Origin of the sequence: Streptococcus ratti FA-1 = DSM 20564 (genome assembly GCF_000286075.1) — a bacterium.
Taxonomy (GTDB): domain Bacteria; phylum Bacillota; class Bacilli; order Lactobacillales; family Streptococcaceae; genus Streptococcus; species Streptococcus ratti.
On record NZ_AJTZ01000005.1, the window covers coordinates 246,780 to 265,731 of the forward strand.

The window sequence follows — 18,952 nt, forward strand, 5'->3', positions numbered from 1 at the left end:
TAGTGTGTAATGCTATGAATCAGTGTTTGAGAAGAAGAACAAAGGAGATAGGATGGTTAAATTATCAAGGCGTGTTGTAGAGATGGAAGAATCAATTACTTTGGCTGCCAGTGCACGTGCTAAAGAACTAAAAGCACAGGGTCGGGACATTTTAGAACTCTCTGTGGGACAGCCAGACTTTATAACGCCTAAACACATTCAAGATGCAGCTATTAAGTCTATCCAAGACGGCAGTGCATCTTTTTATACGGTTGCTTCGGGTCTGCCTGAGTTAAAAGATGCAGTCATCCAGTATTTTGAAAACTTCTACGGTTATTCTGTAGAGCGCAGTCAGATAGTTGCAGGAACCGGTGCTAAATTTATGCTTTATGCGCTCTTTGCAGCGCTTATTGACTCGGGCGATGAAGTTATTATTCCGACACCTTTTTGGGTGTCTTATGCTGATCAAATTAAGATGAATGAGGGGGTTCCGGTTTTTGTCAAAACCAGCGAAGACAATCATTTTAAAGTTACCTTGGATCAACTGGAAGCAGCAAGGACAGATAAGACTAAAATGTTTTTGTTCAACAGTCCTTCTAATCCAACAGGGATGATTTACAGCAAAGAAGAATTAGAAGCTATCGGTAACTGGGCTGTAGAACATGATATTCTAATTTTGGCTGATGATATTTATGGCCGTTTGGTCTACAACGGTGCTAAATTTATCCCTATTTCAACTCTGTCAGAAGCGATCCGCAAGCAAACGATTGTTGTAAACGGTGTTTCTAAGACCTATTCGATGACCGGCTGGCGTGTCGGCTATATTGTTGCAGATCCTGAAATTGCTGCAGCGATTTCTAAGATTGTCAGTCAGACAACATCTAATCTGACCACTGCGGCTCAGTATGCGGCCATTGAAGCTTTGACCGGAGCTCAGGACAGCGTTGAAGAAATGCGTCGGGCCTTTGAAGAACGTCTCAATACAATCTATCCGCTGCTGGCAGAAGTCCCTGGTTTTGATGTCGTGAAGCCGCAAGGAGCTTTTTACTTCTTCCCAAATGTTAAAAAAGCAATGGAAATGAAGGGCTATAGGGATGTGACGGCCTTTACAACTGCTATTTTGGAAGAGGCTGGCGTTGCTTTGGTGACAGGAGCAGGCTTTGGCGCTCCTGAAAATGTTCGCATGAGCTATGCGACTGATATGGATACACTTAAAGAAGCAATCCGCCGCCTCAAGGTCTTTATGGAAAGCTAAGCAATGGTTTAGAAGATTCATCGCTAATTCATTCCGGCTATTCTGATTCTAATCATCATAGGCCTCAGCTGTGCCTTTTCCAAACTAAAATGGAGCTAAGAACAGTTAAAGATAGGGCTTTCCGCATCTTGCCTTTGACCAAAGGGATATCAAATTCAAAAATCTGATGACACCTTTAAGTTGACTTTTGTATCTAACGGCTCGACTGGCTATTTTTGGAAAGTGAGCGATGTGTCTGAAAAACTGGATTTGGATGAAATTACTTCTGAAGATTTATCATCATTTTACGGTTCTGATGAGCAATTACGAGTGGGACTCAAATTTTTCCTACCTTAAGAGGAAGTGCCGGCACCAGTTTAAATTGACTTATAAGCGCCAAGGGGAGAAAACATCTCTGGAGAAACACTGTCTTGTTACTGTCCAAAGTTAAACAAGCGTTATAGCAAAACATCTTCAGAGCCTGTAATCAGCTTAATTTCCATCCAAGAAATCATAACGAAATAAGAAAGTAGAAAAGAGAACCACTATACATGTCTAAAGAGTTAGTATCTATTATTGACGTTCCTAAACACGTTGGCGAAGAGGTGACCATAGGTAGCTGGGTTGCCAACAAGTCAGGCAAAGGTAAAATTGCCTTTCTTCAGCTGCGTGACGGCTCTGCCTTTTTCCAAGGTGTGGCCTTTAAACCAAACTTTATCGAAAAATTTGGGGAAGAAGCAGGGCTTGAAAAGTTCACTGCCATCAAGCATCTTAATCAGGAAACAGCTGTTTTGGTGACAGGTACCGTCAAAGAAGATGAACGGTCAAAATTTGGCTATGAGCTCGATATAACTGATCTTGAAATAGTTGGAGAATCGGAAAATTATCCCATTACCCCCAAGGAACATGGAACTGATTTTTTGATGGATCACCGTCATCTCTGGCTGCGCTCACGCAAGCAAATGGCCATCATGCAAATTCGTAACGCTATTATTTATGCCTCTTATGAATTTTTTGATCAAAACGGCTTCATCAAATTTGACAGTCCAATCTTATCGGGTAATGCGGCTGAAAACACGACGGATCTTTTTGAAACCGATTATTTTGGAGAGCCTGCCTTTCTCAGTCAGTCCGGCCAGCTCTATCTGGAAGCAGGGGCTATGGCGCTCGGCCGTGTCTTTGACTTTGGCCCTGTTTTCCGTGCTGAAAAATCAAAAACCCGCCGCCATCTGACAGAATTTTGGATGATGGACGCCGAATACCCATTCATGTCGCATGAGCAGTCCCTTGACTTGCAGGAAGCTTATGTCAAAGCGCTCATTCAGGGTGTTCTTGACCGGGCACCGCAGGCTCTTGATATCTTAGAGCGTGATAGTGATTTACTCAGAAAATATATTGCTGAACCCTTTAAGCGTGTCTCTTATGATGATGCCATTACCCTTCTTCAGGAGCATGAAGCAGATGAGGATGCTGATTATGAACATGTTGAGCATGGCGATGATTTTGGTTCGCCCCATGAAACATGGATTTCCAACTACTTTGGCCTCCCAACTTTTGTAGTCAATTATCCAGCCAGCTTAAAAGCCTTTTACATGAAACCGGTCCCTGACAATCCAGATCGTGTTCTCTGTGCTGATTTGCTTGCTCCGGAAGGCTATGGTGAAATTATCGGCGGTTCCGAGCGTGAAACGAATTATGATAGTCTGCTTGAGAAAATCAGAGAAAACGGACTTAATCCAGATGACTATGCCTTTTATCTTGACCTGCGCAAATACGGTTCTGTTCCGCATTGTGGTTTCGGTCTTGGTTTGGAGCGTATGGTGACCTTTGTAGCAGGAACTAAGCATATTCGCGAAGCTATTCCGTTTCCGCGCATGCTCCATCGAATTAAACCGTAAATATTCTTAAAACTGGCAGCTAATCCGGCTGTACAGCGAGCGGATACTATTTTGGTTTTGGCGGTAGAAGGGTCCTTGATACAGCTAAAAGGGTTGCTAAAAAACTGGACAAACCGACCTTCGCCTTCCCAATGATTTGTTCCAATTGCCCAGCTACCCAGCTGGGACTGCAATCGCAGTCGTTTACAATGATGATCATTCTCTTTTGAGGTATGGTTATCACGACTCACCGCTCCATATTTTCATCAATACGCGGATTATTGCAGAAGCACCTGAAAAAATGTTTTTGGGCAGGGATTGGCGATGGTATTTCCAAAACTCCTGAAGTAGAGCATGCTATTAAGGAAGCAAAGAAAAAAGACAGCGGCCTTTCCTCATACCGCAACATTGGGTGAAGCTTTAGCACTGTCTTCAAAAGAGGCCTTTAATCCTGAAAAAATTTGCTCAGGCCATTCGTGCAGTTGATTGTCTAGGTCAGCAGCTATAGGTAAGAAAAAAGAAAGAAGGAAAAAAAGATGAAAAATATTCACACAGATAAAGCACCTGCCGCTATCGGTCCTTATGTCCAAGGGAAAATTGCCGGCAATCTTCTATTTGCATCCGGCCAAATTGCTCTTTCACCGGAAACCGGTGAAATTGTCGGTGAAACCATTGAGGAGCAAACACAGCAGGTATTAAAAAATATTTCAGCTATTCTGTCAGAAGCAGGTACAGACTTTGACCATGTTGTTAAAACGACTTGTTTTTTAGCTGACATCAAAGATTTTGTTCCTTTCAACAATGTTTATGCAACAGCCTTCGGTCAGGAATTTCCGGCTCGCTCCGCTGTTGAAGTAGCCCGTCTGCCAAAAGATGCTAAAATTGAAATTGAAGTCATTGCTTCTATTGACTGATAACATCAGACACAAAAACTCGGACAATAAGTCTGAGTTTTTGCTTATTATTTGAGAAAGAAAATCATCGATAAAAAGTTAAAAATGAGAGGCGGAGCCATCATAGATGTCTGTCCCGCTCTCTCGTTTTTTATGTCAGTCAGCGGTTTTGGCTAGGCTTTTTGCTTTTTTTTGGCAGTCGTCATCATAAGACGGATACGGTTGAGCTGATTAACTTCTGATGAACCCGGGTCGTAGTCGATTGGGGCAATGTTGGCACCCTTGTATTGGCGGCGCAGCTCCTTAATCATTCCTTTGCCGACAATATGATTTGGCAGACAGCCAAATGGCTGCAGGCAGACAATGTTTTTAACATCATTGTTGAGCAGTTCAATCATTTCACCGGTCAGGAACCAGCCTTCGCCGGTATGGTTACCGATGGAAATAATCTTGGAAGCACCGTCAGCAATCTTGTAAATGGATTCAATGCCTTCAAAGCGCTGCGATTTTTCCAGAGCCTTATTCATCGGTTTTTCAAGGAGGTTAATGGCATCAATGCCCAATTTAGCCAAACGCTTGGTTTTGCTGCTCATGTTGAGCTCATCAGCCTTCCAAATTTGGTTGAAAAGAGAGTAGTTCATAAAACCAATCAGGTCAGGGACGACAGCCTCACCGCCTTCTCTTTCGATGATACCAACGATGTCATTGTTAGCAGTTGGGGCATATTTAACAAGAATTTCACCGACCACACCGACACGGGGTTTTTGATCAAAATCAACTGTTTCAAGCTGGTCGAATTCCTTGATAATACGCTTCATGTTGCGGTTGAATTCAAAGTAGGAACCAGATTTGATATTTTTCTTAGCGGTGCTCAGCCATTTATTATAAAGAGCATTGGCAGAGCCAGCAACCTTTTCGTAAGGGCGGACGCGGTAGAGAACGCGTTCAAAAAGGTCGCCGTAGAGAACGGCAATGAGCAGCCGCTTGACAAAGGGCAGGGTAATAGTCCAGCCCGGAGTTTCTTCTGTCCCTTGATTGCCCATGGAAATAGAAACGACTGGAATTTGCGGGAAGCCGGCATCCTTTAAGGCCTTGCGCAAGAGCGGAATATAGTTGGTTGCCCGACAACCGCCGCCTGTTTGCGTCATCATGACACTGGTATTGTTTAGGTCGTACTTGCCGCTTTCTAAGGCTTCAACTAGCTGACCAATAGTGATAATGGCGGGATAGCAGGCATCATTGTGGACAAATTTGAGGCCGACATCGACTGCTTCTCTGTCCATGGCAGGCAGAATAACAACATTGTAACCAGCCTGCTTGAAGGCTTCTTCAATAAGTCCGTTTTGGTGGATGGGAGACAGCATGGGCATAAGCAGGGTATGAGTTTTCCTCATCTCTTTAGTGAAGACCGGATTGGTCGGCGTATCTTCCTCCGTTTCACTGGTGAATTGCGGCGCTTGATTGAAGATGTGGTCAAGGTTGGCTTTTTTGAGTTTGTTATCACGTTCTTCTACGGCAGCCTTGAGCGAACGTAGGCGAATGCGGATGGCGCCCATATTGCTGCCTTCGTCAATTTTAAGAACGGTATAGAGTTTGTTGTGACCGCGCATGATTTCCTCTACTTGATCGGTCGTCACCGCATCGAGGCCGCAGCCAAAACTGTTTAATTGAACCAGTTCCAGATTAGGGTTTTTAGCGACGACTTTAGCTGCTGCATAGAGGCGTGAGTGGTAAACCCATTGGTTGACAACTCGCAGACCAGAGACTTCTTCCAAACCTGAAACCATATCTTCTGTTAAAACATGGAAGCCTTCCTGAACGATGATATTGGCAATTCCATGATTAATTTCCGGATCAAGATGATAGGGGCGGCCGGAGAGAACGATAGCCTTTTCCCCGTTCATACTGATAGCTGTCAGCAGTTCATCAGCTTTTTTCTGCAAATCATCCTTGAAATCAGCCAAAGCTTGATAGCCGTGGTTAACAGCCTTACGAATGTTCTCAGGCCTTATATCATCGTAGTCAGCAAAGGCTTGCGATAAAGAATGCACAAGAGTTTCAGGATCAGCCAAATTAACGAAAGGATGGTAAAATTTAACATCGCCGTCACGAATGGAATCCATATTTTTTTCGATCACTTCTGGATACCCTTGGACGATAGGGCAGTTGTAATGGTTGGGTGCCTTGGTGTTTTCCACGCGTTCATAGATAACACTTGGGTAGAAGATAGCATCTACCTTCTTGTCAATCAAAGATTGGATGTGACCGTGAACTAGCTTGGCAGGATAGCAGACCGTATCGCTTGGAATGGTTTCGATTCCTTTTTCAAAGAGTTTCTTGTCAGATTTCGGTGAGATCTGCACGCGAAAACCAAGATCGGTCAGCACCGTATGCCAGAGGGGATAATTCTCATACATGTTGAGTACACGCGGAATTCCCATAATACCATGGACAGCATCGCGTTTTGACAGAGCCTTGAATTTGAAGAGTTTCTTGTATTTGTAGTCAACCAGATTTTCTTTAGCCTTGCTGCGGTCGAATTTAATCTTAGTGACCTTTTCAGCTCCGCGCTCACAGCGGTTGCCGGTAACAAATTTTGAACCATCGCTGAAAATGGTGACCGTCAAGGCACAGTTGTTTTCGCACAGACCGCAGCGCGTGAATTCTTTTTTAGCGGTAAAGGTGTCTAGTTCATCCAGATTCATGATGCTTGAACGTTTGCGGTGTATCAGTTGTTCAGACATAGCATTCTCCTTTAGCCCATAGTCATTTCAGGCTGGGCAGCAGTTTGGTCAGTTTGTTTTTGATTGTCCAAGGCGATCTCGTCTTCATATTTTTCCTGAGCAATGAGAGCACAGCCATAGGCTCCCATGAGGCCGGCAATATTAGGGCGGACCACTTGGCGGCCGGATACTAGCTCAAAGGCACGAAGCACCGCCTCATTGTAGAAGGTGCCTCCTTGGCAGACAATCTTTTCACCTAAATCTTCGAGTCGTTTGAGTTTGATAACCTTATAGAGGGCATTCTTGATGACTGAGTAAGACAGTCCTGCGGAAATATCGGCAATGCTGGCACCTTCTTTTTGGACTTGTTTGACCTTTGAATTCATAAAAACGGTGCATTTTGAACCTAGATCAACAGGATGTTCAGACAGCAGGGCGACCTGAGCGAAGTCCCTGACATCATATTTTAGCGATTTGGCGAAGGTTTCGATGAAAGAACCGCAGCCAGATGAACAGGCTTCGTTAAGCTGAATGCTTGATAGAGCTCCGTCTTGAACAGACATAGCTTTCATGTCCTGCCCGCCAATATCTAAAATAAAATCAACACCGGGATTGAAATAATTGGCAGCCTTGAAGTGAGCAACGGTTTCCACCTCGCCATAATCCACACGCAGGGCAGCTTTGATTAAATTTTCACCGTAGCCGGTCACGCAAGAACGAGCAATGAAAGCCTCCTTAGGCAGCTGATGATACAAGTCTTTCAAAACAGCAATGACATTTTCCAAGGGCTGGCCTTGATTGTTGCTGTAATGCTGGAAGAGAATATTGCCACAGGGATCGGTTAAGATGACTTTTGAAGTAGTAGAACCAGCATCTATACCTAAGAAAACAGGACCGGAGACAGCTGAGATATCCTTGTACTTGGCGCTGGCCTCATCATGACGCTCACGCCAGTCTTTCAGCTCTGTCTGATTTTCAAAAAGACGATCCAAGGTATTTTTAGGAACCAAGGATTTTGAGGTATTTTTTTCAAGATTATCAATAATTTGTGTCAGGCTCAGCTGGGCTTGTTCTTCTTCCAAAGCTGCCCCCATAGCTACAAAGAGCTGCGGGTTTTCCGGGAAAATCACATGTTCAGGGGCAACATTTAAGGTTTCGATAAAGCGCTGGCGGAGCTCACTCATAAAGAAGAGCGGACCGCCCAAAAAGGCAATGTTGCCAGTGATTTTACGGCCCGAAGCAAGACCTGCGATAGTTTGATTGACGACAGCCTGAAAAATAGAAGCGGCAATATCTTCCTTGCGGGCTCCTTCGTTGATGAGGGGCTGTACATCAGTTTTAGCAAAGACTCCGCAGCGACTGGCAATGGGATAGATGGTTTTGTAATCTTTGGCCAGTTCGTTGACACCATTAGCGTCGGTTTTTAAAAGCTCTGCCATTTGATCAATAAAGGCTCCTGTACCGCCCGCACAAGTCCCATTCATCCGCTGTTCCAATGTATCGCCAAAGAAAGTCATCTTTGCATCTTCACCGCCTAACTCAATGACCACATCGGTTTGCGGAATGAGTTTTTCAACAGTAGTGGTGGCAGCGATAACTTCCTGAACAAAGGGAATATCAGCAGCATCCGACAATCCGATACCTCCTGAACCGGTAATAGCAATACTGACCTCTTGATCACCGATATCAGCAATAGCTTCTCTTAGTACTTTAACAGTAGCTGTTTTGACATCTGAAAAATGGCGCTGATAGCGTGAAAAAAGTAATTTATCGTTTTCATCAAAGACAACCAGTTTAACGGTTGTTGACCCAACATCAATTCCTGCTTTATACATCATTAAGACAGTATAAGGGCAAAAAAGCGGCAGACATGGGGGAAATAGGCCATGCATTGATCCTATCTCACACTGAATAAGTTTTGAATATTGAAAACAGTTCTCTTTTCAGATAATGTGAGCTGCTGAAATTTTGCCCGCCTTAGTCCTTTCTTTTGTTTTAGGCGACAGGCTGTCAGTCCTGTAACAATCTGTTGCTTAATTAACAGTCTGTCTGTTATAATATTATTATAAAACTCATAAAGACAAATGCAATCGTTGATTTTTTTAAAACTGTTGTTTAAGCAACACACTGCCAACAAAGTGTTGCTTATCTTGCCAACGAACACCGTTGCAGGAACAAGCGAGCAGTGACAGTCTAAGCGTTTGGGGTCTCAGCATTAAGATTTGTTATACTCTATAAGCAGGCCTGCTTTTAGATGGCATTCGTTTTTTAGGGCAACTAATCTGGACGACTGTTTTATCGGATTGGTTAAGGACTGTTATTTGTTTTAAGAGAAAGAGTGCTCATGAAATTTACCGATATTCGTTATCTACGGACAGAAAAACTTATTTTTGATGCTTTTACCAAGCTTTTGAGTGAAAAGCCTTATGAAAAAATTACAGTGCAGGACATTGCAGGTGAAGCCATGATTAACCGCGCGACCTTTTATGCTCATTATGCAGACAAAGATGAGCTGCAGCAGGGCATTCAAAAACAGCTCCTGCAGGAGCTATCTGATATGATTGATGCGGCTCAGGTAACCAACGGTGATATTGTGCAGGTTAGAAAGGCAGAAAATTTATTGACCGATTTCTATCACAGTCTGGAAAAAAATCGCTCCATTGCCAAGATAGCTTTAAAGAGCATTTCACAGGAAATTATGCAGGAAAATTTCGGCAGGCTCTTAAGAGAAAAGTATGCTGATTTGCTGGAAAAATTGAATGTCACAGAATCTGGAGAATCAGTGCCGACGGATTTTATCGTTGCTTATCTGACCAGCATTTTTACAGGGACGCTCATGTGGTGGATAAAATCCAATTTTGATATGCCTGCCAAGGAACTGGCTCGTTTAGTCATTACCCTGGTCAGCAATGGGCATTTGACTGTTCTGGGGGTTACGATTAACCGTGATTAACAGCGGGCGCTGCTCCAAGCCCATTTTTAGCAGTCAGTCCTCTAAAAAAGTCCGCTGAAGCGGTTTTTTTGTTATAATAGAAGCAATAGAAAGAAGGCAGATTATGAGCAGGAATGAACGGTTGGTGGATGCGATTGACCATAAAAGCTATCTGTTAGAGGAAGGGGTTTTTTTATCTGACTTGGATAAGCGCCTGCAAAAGCTCCTCTGGCAGCATCATCCGCAGCTGACTGAAAAAAGTTTTATCAGTCACAAAAATCTGGCGCAGTACCGCTTGATTTTTTTACGGGAAATTGTTGAAAAAGCTAATAAAAAGAATGATTACGTTCGTGAATCGGTCTATGAAGTAACTAAAGATCAAGATTATAAGCCGTTGAATCTGCAGGAAGAGTGGGACAAAAAAATTACATTTGGCCAGCGGATTGCTGATGATGTCGCGCGCTTTGGCGGCTCATGGACCTTTATTATCTGCTTTGTTGCCCTGATGATTATCTGGATGGCTTTCAATGTTATCAAACCCTTCGGCTTGGTTTTTGATGCCTATCCTTTTATTCTTTTGAATTTAGCCTTATCTACTTTGGCGGCTGTTCAGGCCCCTTTGATCATGATGAGCCAAAATCGGGCTTCGGACTATGACCGCCTGCAGGCTAAAAATGATTATTATGTTAACAAAAAATCAGAAGAGGGCGTGAGACTTCTGCATGCTAAGATTGACCATTTGGTGCACCAAGATCAGTCAGACCTTTTGGAAATTCAGAAATTACAGGCAGAAATGCTGGTTTCTATCACCAAACAGCTAGCCGATATGCAGGAGCAAAATCAAGCCCTGATGGGAAAAGTGGAAGAGCTAGAAAAAAGGAGCAGTGAAAATGTCTGACAAAAAAATTGATCTTGTTTTTGTTACAGGTATGAGCGGTGCTGGGAAAACCGTTGCCATCCAGTCTTTTGAAGACTTAGGCTACTTTACAATTGATAATATGCCGCCGGCCTTGGTGCCCAAATTCTTAGAATTGCTTGAAAGCAGCGGTGACAATGATAAGGTTGCCCTGGTAGTTGATATGCGCAGTCGTCTCTTTTTCAAGGAGGTCATCTCTATTTTGGACAAGATAGAACTGAACGACTCCATTAATTTTCGCATTCTCTTTTTAGATGCCACTGACAGTGAATTAGTGTCACGCTATAAAGAAACCCGCCGCAGCCATCCTTTAGCAGCAACAGGCCGTGTTTTGGACGGTATTGCGCTTGAGCGTAAGCTGCTGGCGCCTTTAAAAAACCTCAGCCAGAATGTTGTCGATACGACAGAATTAACACCGCGGCAGCTGCGCCAAACCATCTCAGAGCAGTTTTCAGGAGAACAAAATCAAGCCACTTTTCATTTGGAAGTTGTCAGCTTTGGTTTTAAATACGGTCTGCCTTTGGATGCTGACTTGGTATTTGATGTGCGCTTTCTGCCCAATCCCTATTATAAGCCCCAACTGCGCAACAAAACTGGCCTTGACAAAGATGTCTCAGACTATGTCATGAATCATGAGGAATCAGAGGAATTCTATCACAATCTTTTAGCTCTGTTAAAGCCTATCCTGCCCGGTTACCAAAAGGAGGGAAAATCCGTTTTAACTATCGCTATTGGCTGCACAGGCGGTCAGCATCGCAGCGTGGCCTTTGCCCATCGCTTAGCTGAAGATTTAAAGCACAATTGGACTGTTCATGAAAGCCACCGTGATAAAAATCGACGCAAGGAGACAGTGAATCGCTCATGAGAAAACCCAAAATAACCCTTATCGGCGGCGGTACAGGCCTGCCTGTTCTTTTAAGCAGTCTGCGTCATGAAGATGTGGATATTACAGCGATTGTGACTGTAGCAGATGATGGCGGCAGCTCCGGAGCTATTCGTCATGTCATGCAGCTGACCCCTCCCGGAGATCTGAGAAATGTTCTGGTGGCGATGAGCGATATGCCCAGATTTTATGAAAAAATTTTTCAATACCGCTTTAATGCTGAAGACGGCGCACTTGCTGGGCACCCGCTCGGCAATTTAATCATTGCCGGCATTTCAGAAATGCAAGGTTCTACCTATAATGCCATGCAGATTCTGTCAAAATTTTTCCACATTACTGGCAAAATCTATCCTTCCAGTGAAAAAGCTCTGACGCTTCATGCTGTTTTTCAGGACGGTCAGGAGGTCGTCGGTGAGAGTCAGATTGCCAAACACAAAGGTATGATAGACCATGTTTATGTGACCAATAGCTATGACGATGCTAAGCCAACTGCCAGCCGCAAGGTTGTTGATGCCATCATGGATAGTGATATGATTGTCTTGGGACCGGGTTCACTCTTTACCTCTATCTTACCAAACTTGGTTATTGATGAAATCGGGAAAGCACTCTGTGAGACCAAGGCAGAAGTGGCTTATGTCTGCAATATCATGACCCAATACGGAGAGACCGAGCATTTTACTGATGCGGATCATGTGCGGGTGCTCAACCGTCACTTGGGACAACAGTTTATTGATACAGTCTTAGTCAATGTTGAGCAGGTGCCCAAAGAGTATATGAATTCTAATAAATTTGATGAGTATCTCGTTCAGGTAGAGCACGATTTTGCCGGCCTTAAAGAGCAGGTGCCCCGGGTCGTTTCGTCAAACTTTCTCTGTCTGGAAAATGGCGGCGCTTTTCACAACGGCGAGAGTGTTGTTGCCGAGCTGATGAGCCTGATTAGAATGAAAGAATTATGAGTTTTACCACATCTGTTAAAGAAGAAATTTTAAATTTAGATACAGCTGACAAAAATGAATTGTCAGCTATTATTAAAATGTCAGGAAATTTGGGTCTGACCCAGCAGGGTCTGACCCTGTCCATTATTACCGAAAATGCGAAAATTGCCCGTCATATTTATGCCCTGCTGGAGCAGTTTTACCAGATAGGTCCCGAAATCAAATACCATCAAAAGACCAATCTGAGAAAAAACCGAATTTATACAGTTTTTCTTGAGCAGCATGTGGATAAGATACTATCTGATTTGCAGCTGTCAGATGCTTTCTTTGGCATTGAAACAGGGATTCAGAAAAAAATCCTGTCTGATGATGACGCAGGCCGTTCTTATTTAAGAGGTGCTTTTCTGTCTGCCGGTTCTATCAGAGATCCGGAATCCGGCAAATACCAGCTGGAGATTTTTTCTGTCTATTTAGATCATGCTCAGGACCTTGTCCAGCTGATGCAAAAATTTATGCTGGATGCTAAGGTGATTGAGCATAAGCACGGAGCAGTTACTTATCTGCAAAAGGCAGAAGATATCATGGATTTTCTGATCGTTATCGGCAGTATGGATGCCATGCTAGCCTTTGAAAAAATCAAAATCATGCGGGAAACCAGAAATGATGTCAACCGCGCCAATAATGCAGAAACTGCTAATATTGCCAGGACTGTCAGCGCAAGCATGAGAACAATTAATAATATTATTAAAATCAGAGACAGTGTTGGTCTAGAAAGTCTGCCCTTGGAGCTGCAGCAGATCGCTCAGATAAGAGTTGCCAATCCTGATTTTTCCATCCAGCAGATTGCTGATAGTTTAGAGACGCCCTTGACAAAGAGCGGTGTTAATCATCGCTTGCGCAAAATCAATAAAATTGCTGAAGAATTATAATAAAGGAGATGCTTCATATGACATGCACAACTATTCTGGTCGGTAAAAAGGCCAGTTATGATGGCTCGACGATGATTGCCAGAACAGAAGATTCGCAAAATGGTGTCTTTTGTCCTAAAAAATTTGAAGTAATAGGTTCAAAAGATCAGCCCAAACATTATAAATCAGTTTTATCAAGTTTTGAACTTACTTTACCCGATAATCCCCTATCCTACACATCAGTTCCTAATGCCTTAGACAATGAAGGTGTCTGGGGAGAAGCAGGTATCAATGCTGCCAATGTAGCCATGAGTGCCACCGAGACTATCACTACCAACAGCCGTGTATTAGGGGCAGATCCTCTAGTAGCATCGGGCATTGGTGAAGAAGATATGCTGACTTTAGTTTTGCCTTATATCCATTCAGCGCGGGAGGGGGTTGAACGTTTGGGCAAGCTTCTTGAAGAATACGGCACCTATGAATCTAATGGCATAGCTTTTTCAGATCTCGATAACATTTGGTGGCTGGAGACTGTTGGCGGCCACCACTGGATTGCCCGCCGTGTGCCTGATGATGCCTACGTTACCAATCCTAATCAGTTAGGAATTGACCATTTTGAATTCAATAATCCAGATGACTACCTTTCTTCCAGTGATTTGAGAAGTTTTATTGATGACAATCACCTTGATCTGACTTATTCAAATGAGCATTTCAATCCTCGCTATGCCTTCGGCAGCCAAAAGGATAAGGATAGACATTACAATACACCGCGTTCTTGGGCCATACAACGGTTTTTAAATCCAGAAATTGAGCAAGACCCACAGAGTTTTTTTATTCCTTGGTGCCAAAAACCTTATCGTAAGATTACAGTGGAAGACATCAAGCATGTTTTAAGCAATCACTATCAAGATACGGCTTTTGATCCTTACGGTTCTGAGGGAAATCAGCTTAGCTTTAGAACGATTGGTATTAACCGCACCAGTCAGACAGCCCTTTTGCAATTGCGTCCTAATCAAAGTCAAGCAACAAGGGGCATTCAATGGCTTTCTTACGGCTCTATGCCTTTTAATACCATGGTGCCTTTCTTTACACAAGTGTCAAAAACGCCGGACTACTTTGCCAATACCACTGATAAGGTATCTACGGACAGTTTTTACTGGGTCAACCGTTTGATTGCCGCGCTTGCCGATCCGCATTACCATAAGCATGAAGCTGATTTGGAAGCCTACGCTGAGAAAACGATGGCAAAAGGACACGAAATGATTTGCCGGGCAGATAAGGCCTTGGCGGCAGGAGAGGCAGTTGATTTTGAAGCAGAGAATCAAGCTATGAGTGATTTTATTGAGAAGGAGACACAGATGCTTCTTCAAAAAATTCTCTTTGATGCCAGCAATCTGATGACCAACCGTTATGGTGTCAGTGATTAAGCTGGCATTATTTTATTGTTTTCAAGATATAAAAATGCAGAAGCTGAATGCTGTGCTGACTTTCCAAGCTGTTTTTTCTGTCCAGTTTTTGGGGTGCGGTTCAAAGTAATACCGGCTCTTTGTAATTATTACTTTAAAAATCCTTTGCTGAAAAATAAGCAAAGGAAATAGGTAAACTATTCGTGTGTTAGAACATCAAGTAGGCTTACCAGTTTTTCGGCTTCTGGTGAGAGCAAGGCGGCTTTAGGATAGGCATAGCTGACATGAAAAGCCATGTGATCATCTTTCAAAGGGATTTTCACTAAACCTTTAAAATTTTTTGGAAAGGCAATGTCTGTCAAGAAAGCAATGCCTAGATTTTCATTGACCATTTGCCCCAGCATAAAAACATCATCCAGTGTCACCAGCACCTGCGCTGCCTCATGGTATTTGTCATTCATGATGTGAAAGGCTTGGTGATGGACATGTCGGTCATCTAATAGGATAAAGGGTTCCTCCAAGACCTCCTCGAAGCTCAAAGCTTCTTGCTTAGCTAAAGGGTGTTTTTCTGACAGCACAAAATAGAAAGATTTGGTCACTAACTCTTTGGTGACCAATTTTGGATGATGCAAGCTTTCCAAACTGCCAATCAAACTCATATCCAACTCACCTTCAACGAGGAGATGTAGCAGCTCAACCGAGCCACCATAAATCGTCCGCAAAGCAGAAAGGAAGGTAACATCTTCTTTCCTTGTCAAGAGTAAATCAAGGATGTAGCCACTGATAATAGGTGGAAAACCAAGCCGTGTTTCTTGCTGGAAAGAGCGCTTCATGTCTTTTTGGAGACGATTGAGCTCCAGCAGTATTTCCTTACAATGATTAGCTAAAATCTTGCCTTGCGGTGTCAGTGCAAATGTCCGATGCGAAGGATCCTTGACAACAAGGTCACAGCCAAATTGTTCTTCCAAGCGCCTAAGAGCATAAGAAACCGACGGCTGACTAATGTGAAAGCGTTTCGCAACCTTAGTAAAGGATTGTAACTGTGATAGAGCATAAAAATACTGTAAATCTTTGGTATTCATGAACATCCTCGCTGACTTTTCTCCTAGTGTAGCATAAATTTCAAATTTAGGAAAAAACTAGAAGTCTTATAAGTATTTTTTATCCGTTTCGCAAAGGTTGACTATAAGTTGAAGAATTCACTAAAATAAGCAAGGTAAAATCACTTTCTAAGTCTAAGAATTTGTGCATACAGCATTAAGCGTAAGAACATCAAAAATGTTGAGCACCGGTTCTCAGATGGTATTAATTAAGATTATCAAGAGCAGACTGAGATTGTGATTTTAATTTTCAATTTGATTGATGTCTTTCAGGCCTAGTCCAGCTTTTTCAGAAAGTTTTTCTTGGCTAAGAGTTTGGACTGTCTGTGAAATCGAACCTTGTCGGCAATGTATTTTGTAAATAATACTTTTTTGTCCTATATTAAGTATGATACTTTCGTTTTATTTTATAACCCCATAGACATAACTAAGTATTATATCAAATTCATTCGTGCTATAACATAAGTTTATAGATAGGTTAGCTGTCTTGTGTCATCATAAAAAGGAGGACTATTATGACTGGACATACTATTTTAAACAACCCTTTTCTCAACAAAGGTACAGCCTTTAGTCTAGAAGAAAGACAAGAACTAGGTCTTGTCGGTCTTTTACCGCCTTATGTGCAAACTTTGGAGGAGCAGGCGGCTCAGACCTATGCTCATTTTTCCAAAAAAACAACTGACTTGGAAAAACGTTTGTTCTTGATGGAAATTTTCAACACCAATCGCACGCTGTTTTACTATCTTTTTAACCAACACATTACTGAATTCAATCCGATTGTTTATGATCCAACGATTGCAGACACGATTGAAGGTTATAGCGATTTGTTTGTTGATCCACAATATGCAGGGTATTTAGACATTAATCACCCTGAAAATATCGAAGCAACACTCAAGAATGCAGCTGGAGACCGTGACATTCGACTTATTGTCGTGACAGATGCCGAAGGAATTTTAGGTATCGGCGATTGGGGAACCAATGGTGTGGATATTTCGGTTGGTAAGCTTATGGTTTACACAGGAGCGGCTGGCATTGACCCTGCAACAGTTTTACCTCTGGTCATTGATGCTGGGACTAATCGTAAAGAACTGCTGGACAATCCTAACTATCTGGGTAACCGTCATGAACGTATCCGTGGCGATCGTTATTATGATTTTATTGACCAATTTGTACAAACAGCCGAACGTCTTTTCCCTAAACTCTACCTGCATTGGGAAGATTTTGGTCGTCTCAATGCTGCTAACATTCTAAACAAATACAAGGATAAAATTCCTACTTTCAACGATGATATCCAAGGAACAGGGATTGTCACACTGGGCGGTATCTATGGTTCTCTGGATATTACTGGTGAAAAATTAACGGACCAAGTCTATCTTTGCTATGGTGGTGGAACAGCTGGTGCAGGGATTGCGTCACGTGTTCTCAGTGAAATGGTCACCGAAGGACTCTCCGAAGAAGAAGCTTACAAACGTTTCTTTATGGTCGATAAACAAGGACTCCTCTTTGATGACATGAGTGATTTGACACCAGAACAACGTCCATTTGCCAAGAAACGCTCTGACTTTGCTAATGCTGACCAGCTGACAGACTTGCTTGAAGTCGTCAAAACGGTCAAACCAACTATCTTGGTAGGAACATCAACGCAACCTAACACTTTTACCAAAGAAGTTGTTCAGGCCATGTGCCAAAACACTGAACGCCCAATCATTTTCCCACTCAGCAATCCAACGAAATTGGCAGAAGCAAGCGCTAAAGATTTGATTGAGTGGTCTGATGGGAAAGCTTTTGTAGCGACAGGAGTCCCTGCTGACAATGTGGATTATAAAGGGGTATCCTATCAGATTGGTCAAGCCAATAATGCCCTCATCTACCCGGGTCTGGGTCTGGGAATGCTGGCGTCAGAGGCTAAGCTATTGACGGATGAAATGATTGGTGCCGCTGCGCATTCATTGAGTGGTATCGTGGATTCTGGTCAACCAGGCGCACCTGTCTTGCCGCCATTTGCTTATGTGGCAGAAGTTTCAACTAAAGTAGCAGAAGCAGTTGCTCAAAAAGCCCAAGAGCAGGGCTTGGCGCAAAGTCAAGAAACCGATATGATTAAAGCCGTTCGTGAACTTAAGTGGTCTCCCAAGTACTAGGAAGTAGGAGAGATTATGATTTTTTTAACTTCAGTTGAGAGTATTCTTCCCATCATTGTCATTATCATTCTAGGCTATTTCTTGCAGGTGCGTGGCTGGTTTGACGATAGTTTTGGCGGCAATTTATCTAAGCTAATCATGAATGTCGCAATGCCTGTTTCCATCTTTGTATCTGTCATGAAATACCTGACTTTAGACAAGTTGATTAGCTTGTCTGGTGGTCTGATTTATACCTTCGGTGCTTTTATTCTAGGCTATGTCTTAGCTTTTGCGGCTGTCAAAATCTTCAAGGTTCGCCCAGGGCGTCGTGGGACAATGATTAATACCTTTGTCAATGCCAATACCATTTTCATTGGTCTGCCTCTAAATATTGCTCTTTTCGGTGATAAGGCACTGCCTTATTTCCTCGTCTACTACATCACCAATACGGTCTCAACATGGACTTTGGGTGTTTACTTGATGACGACGGACAGCAAATCAGGGCAAAGTAAGGAAGCTGCTAAGTTTAACTGGAAGAAACTTTTCCCTGCTCCCCTTGTTGGTTTCCTCGTTGCTTTGGTCTTTTTAGTCCTGCGCCTTCCCGTGCCTGATTTTGCGACAAACACGCTAACTTACATTGGAAATCTGGTGACGCCTTTGTCTCTTCTCTATATCGGAATTGTCTTAGCCAAGGCGGGCTTGAATACCATTCGTTTTGATACTGATACCATTGTCACACTGGTGGGACGTTTTATTTTGGCACCTGCCCTCATGTATCTTCTGTTAAAATTTGCTGCCGCTGGCATGGAGACTACAGAATTTAAGACCTTTGTAGTACAATCAGCCGCCCCAGCCTTAGCCGTCTTACCAATTCTAGCCGATCAAGGAGATGGCGATGTCGAATTTTCCACAAACGTCGTCACTTTGAGCACTATCCTCTTTATCATTGTCGTTCCGATTGTAGTCACCCTATTAGGCTAGTTCTCATGTTTATAAACAAAACTTTCCTTTCAGCCTTAGCTTTGAAAGGAAAGTTTTTAGGTTCTTTT

The 18,952-nt window shown here is 43.0% G+C and carries 15 protein-coding genes and 2 pseudogenes; 13 read left to right on the forward strand and 4 right to left on the reverse strand.

All coding sequences use genetic code 11. The annotated features are described in order from the left end of the window. Positions 1–52: 52 nt before the first annotated feature. The 5 genes and pseudogenes from SRA_RS03225 to SRA_RS03235 all read left to right on the forward strand — a co-directional run bounded on the left by SRA_RS03225 (position 53) and on the right by SRA_RS03235 (position 4,004). On the forward strand, positions 53–1,234 hold the full coding sequence (locus tag SRA_RS03225) for a pyridoxal phosphate-dependent aminotransferase (RefSeq protein ID WP_003087594.1): 1,182 nt from the start codon (positions 53–55) through the stop codon (positions 1,232–1,234). Between the two features lie 180 nt (positions 1,235–1,414). Beyond that, the gene (locus SRA_RS10150; protein WP_155960963.1) at positions 1,415–1,570 is read left to right on the forward strand and encodes a hypothetical protein; all 156 of its coding nucleotides are present in this window, start codon (positions 1,415–1,417) and stop codon (positions 1,568–1,570) included. Positions 1,571–1,764: 194 nt separating this feature from the next. Then, positions 1,765–3,111: an asparagine--tRNA ligase gene (gene asnS, locus SRA_RS03230; protein WP_003087597.1), complete on the forward strand. Its 1,347-nt coding sequence runs from the start codon at positions 1,765–1,767 to the stop codon at positions 3,109–3,111. A gap of 9 nt (positions 3,112–3,120) precedes the next feature. Next, a pseudogene (locus tag SRA_RS09920) lies at positions 3,121–3,537 on the forward strand (dehydroquinate synthase/iron-containing alcohol dehydrogenase family protein); the annotation flags it as partial. Positions 3,538–3,626: 89 nt separating this feature from the next. Further along, the gene (locus tag SRA_RS03235; RefSeq protein WP_003087599.1) at positions 3,627–4,004 is read left to right on the forward strand and encodes a RidA family protein; all 378 of its coding nucleotides are present in this window, start codon (positions 3,627–3,629) and stop codon (positions 4,002–4,004) included. Between the two features lie 152 nt (positions 4,005–4,156). Here SRA_RS03235 and SRA_RS10350 read toward each other — a convergent pair whose 3' ends face one another. Further along, a complete protein-coding gene (locus SRA_RS10350) occupies positions 4,157–6,727 on the reverse strand; it encodes an acyl-CoA dehydratase activase-related protein (protein ID WP_003090427.1) in 2,571 nt (856 codons plus the stop codon). 11 nt (positions 6,728–6,738) lie between these two features. Continuing rightward, positions 6,739–8,541 (reverse strand): acyl-CoA dehydratase activase, encoded by a 1,803-nt coding sequence (locus tag SRA_RS10355; RefSeq protein ID WP_169313091.1) that lies wholly within the window; start codon positions 8,539–8,541, stop codon positions 6,739–6,741. A gap of 509 nt (positions 8,542–9,050) precedes the next feature. On the opposite strand from SRA_RS10355, the gene SRA_RS03245 reads away from it, so the two are divergent. The 6 genes from SRA_RS03245 (at position 9,051) to SRA_RS03270 (ending at position 14,707) form a co-directional block, all read left to right on the forward strand. Next, positions 9,051–9,659 (forward strand): TetR/AcrR family transcriptional regulator, encoded by a 609-nt coding sequence (locus tag SRA_RS03245; protein ID WP_003087600.1) that lies wholly within the window; start codon positions 9,051–9,053, stop codon positions 9,657–9,659. A 103-nt stretch (positions 9,660–9,762) separates the two neighbouring features. Then, positions 9,763–10,536 carry a DUF1003 domain-containing protein gene (locus SRA_RS03250; protein WP_003087601.1) on the forward strand — a complete coding sequence of 258 codons (774 nt, stop codon included), beginning with the start codon at positions 9,763–9,765 and terminating at the stop codon, positions 10,534–10,536. Next, positions 10,529–11,419 carry an RNase adapter RapZ gene (gene rapZ, locus SRA_RS03255; protein ID WP_003087603.1) on the forward strand — a complete coding sequence of 297 codons (891 nt, stop codon included), beginning with the start codon at positions 10,529–10,531 and terminating at the stop codon, positions 11,417–11,419. Before SRA_RS03250 ends, rapZ begins: the two co-directional genes overlap by 8 nt. Beyond that, the gene (locus SRA_RS03260) at positions 11,416–12,393 is read left to right on the forward strand and encodes a YvcK family protein (RefSeq protein ID WP_003087604.1); all 978 of its coding nucleotides are present in this window, start codon (positions 11,416–11,418) and stop codon (positions 12,391–12,393) included. Before rapZ ends, SRA_RS03260 begins: the two co-directional genes overlap by 4 nt. Beyond that, on the forward strand, positions 12,390–13,301 hold the full coding sequence (gene whiA, locus SRA_RS03265; protein ID WP_003087606.1) for a DNA-binding protein WhiA: 912 nt from the start codon (positions 12,390–12,392) through the stop codon (positions 13,299–13,301). The genes SRA_RS03260 and whiA overlap by 4 nt, the downstream gene beginning before the upstream one ends. A 17-nt stretch (positions 13,302–13,318) precedes the next feature. Next, a complete protein-coding gene (locus SRA_RS03270) occupies positions 13,319–14,707 on the forward strand; it encodes a C69 family dipeptidase (RefSeq protein ID WP_003087608.1) in 1,389 nt (462 codons plus the stop codon). Between the two features lie 176 nt (positions 14,708–14,883). Here SRA_RS03270 and SRA_RS03275 read toward each other — a convergent pair whose 3' ends face one another. Further along, positions 14,884–15,768: a LysR family transcriptional regulator gene (locus tag SRA_RS03275; RefSeq protein ID WP_003090425.1), complete on the reverse strand. Its 885-nt coding sequence runs from the start codon at positions 15,766–15,768 to the stop codon at positions 14,884–14,886. Between the two features lie 264 nt (positions 15,769–16,032). Then, positions 16,033–16,136 (reverse strand): annotated as a pseudogene (locus SRA_RS09925) (helix-turn-helix domain-containing protein); the annotation flags it as partial. A 165-nt stretch (positions 16,137–16,301) separates the two neighbouring features. On the opposite strand from SRA_RS09925, the gene SRA_RS03280 reads away from it, so the two are divergent. Continuing rightward, complete coding sequence (locus tag SRA_RS03280) at positions 16,302–17,924, forward strand: malolactic enzyme (protein WP_003087612.1); 1,623 nt, start codon at positions 16,302–16,304, stop codon at positions 17,922–17,924. A 12-nt stretch (positions 17,925–17,936) separates the two neighbouring features. Then, positions 17,937–18,884: an AEC family transporter gene (locus tag SRA_RS03285; protein WP_174267033.1), complete on the forward strand. Its 948-nt coding sequence runs from the start codon at positions 17,937–17,939 to the stop codon at positions 18,882–18,884. Positions 18,885–18,952: the final 68 nt, after the last annotated feature.

Coding starts and splice junctions, on each gene's coding strand:
- SRA_RS03280 (WP_003087612.1), top strand. CDS start 16,302: ATGACTGGACATACTATTTTAAACAACCCTTTTCTCAACAAAGGTACA.
- SRA_RS03270 (WP_003087608.1), top strand. CDS start 13,319: ATGACATGCACAACTATTCTGGTCGGTAAAAAGGCCAGTTATGATGGC.
- SRA_RS03235 (WP_003087599.1), top strand. CDS start 3,627: ATGAAAAATATTCACACAGATAAAGCACCTGCCGCTATCGGTCCTTAT.
- rapZ (WP_003087603.1), top strand. CDS start 10,529: ATGTCTGACAAAAAAATTGATCTTGTTTTTGTTACAGGTATGAGCGGT.
- asnS (WP_003087597.1), top strand. CDS start 1,765: ATGTCTAAAGAGTTAGTATCTATTATTGACGTTCCTAAACACGTTGGC.
- SRA_RS03275 (WP_003090425.1), bottom strand. CDS start 15,768: ATGAATACCAAAGATTTACAGTATTTTTATGCTCTATCACAGTTACAA.
- SRA_RS10350 (WP_003090427.1), bottom strand. CDS start 6,727: ATGTCTGAACAACTGATACACCGCAAACGTTCAAGCATCATGAATCTG.
- SRA_RS03260 (WP_003087604.1), top strand. CDS start 11,416: ATGAGAAAACCCAAAATAACCCTTATCGGCGGCGGTACAGGCCTGCCT.
- SRA_RS03225 (WP_003087594.1), top strand. CDS start 53: ATGGTTAAATTATCAAGGCGTGTTGTAGAGATGGAAGAATCAATTACT.
- whiA (WP_003087606.1), top strand. CDS start 12,390: ATGAGTTTTACCACATCTGTTAAAGAAGAAATTTTAAATTTAGATACA.
- SRA_RS03245 (WP_003087600.1), top strand. CDS start 9,051: ATGAAATTTACCGATATTCGTTATCTACGGACAGAAAAACTTATTTTT.
- SRA_RS10355 (WP_169313091.1), bottom strand. CDS start 8,541: ATGTATAAAGCAGGAATTGATGTTGGGTCAACAACCGTTAAACTGGTT.
- SRA_RS03250 (WP_003087601.1), top strand. CDS start 9,763: ATGAGCAGGAATGAACGGTTGGTGGATGCGATTGACCATAAAAGCTAT.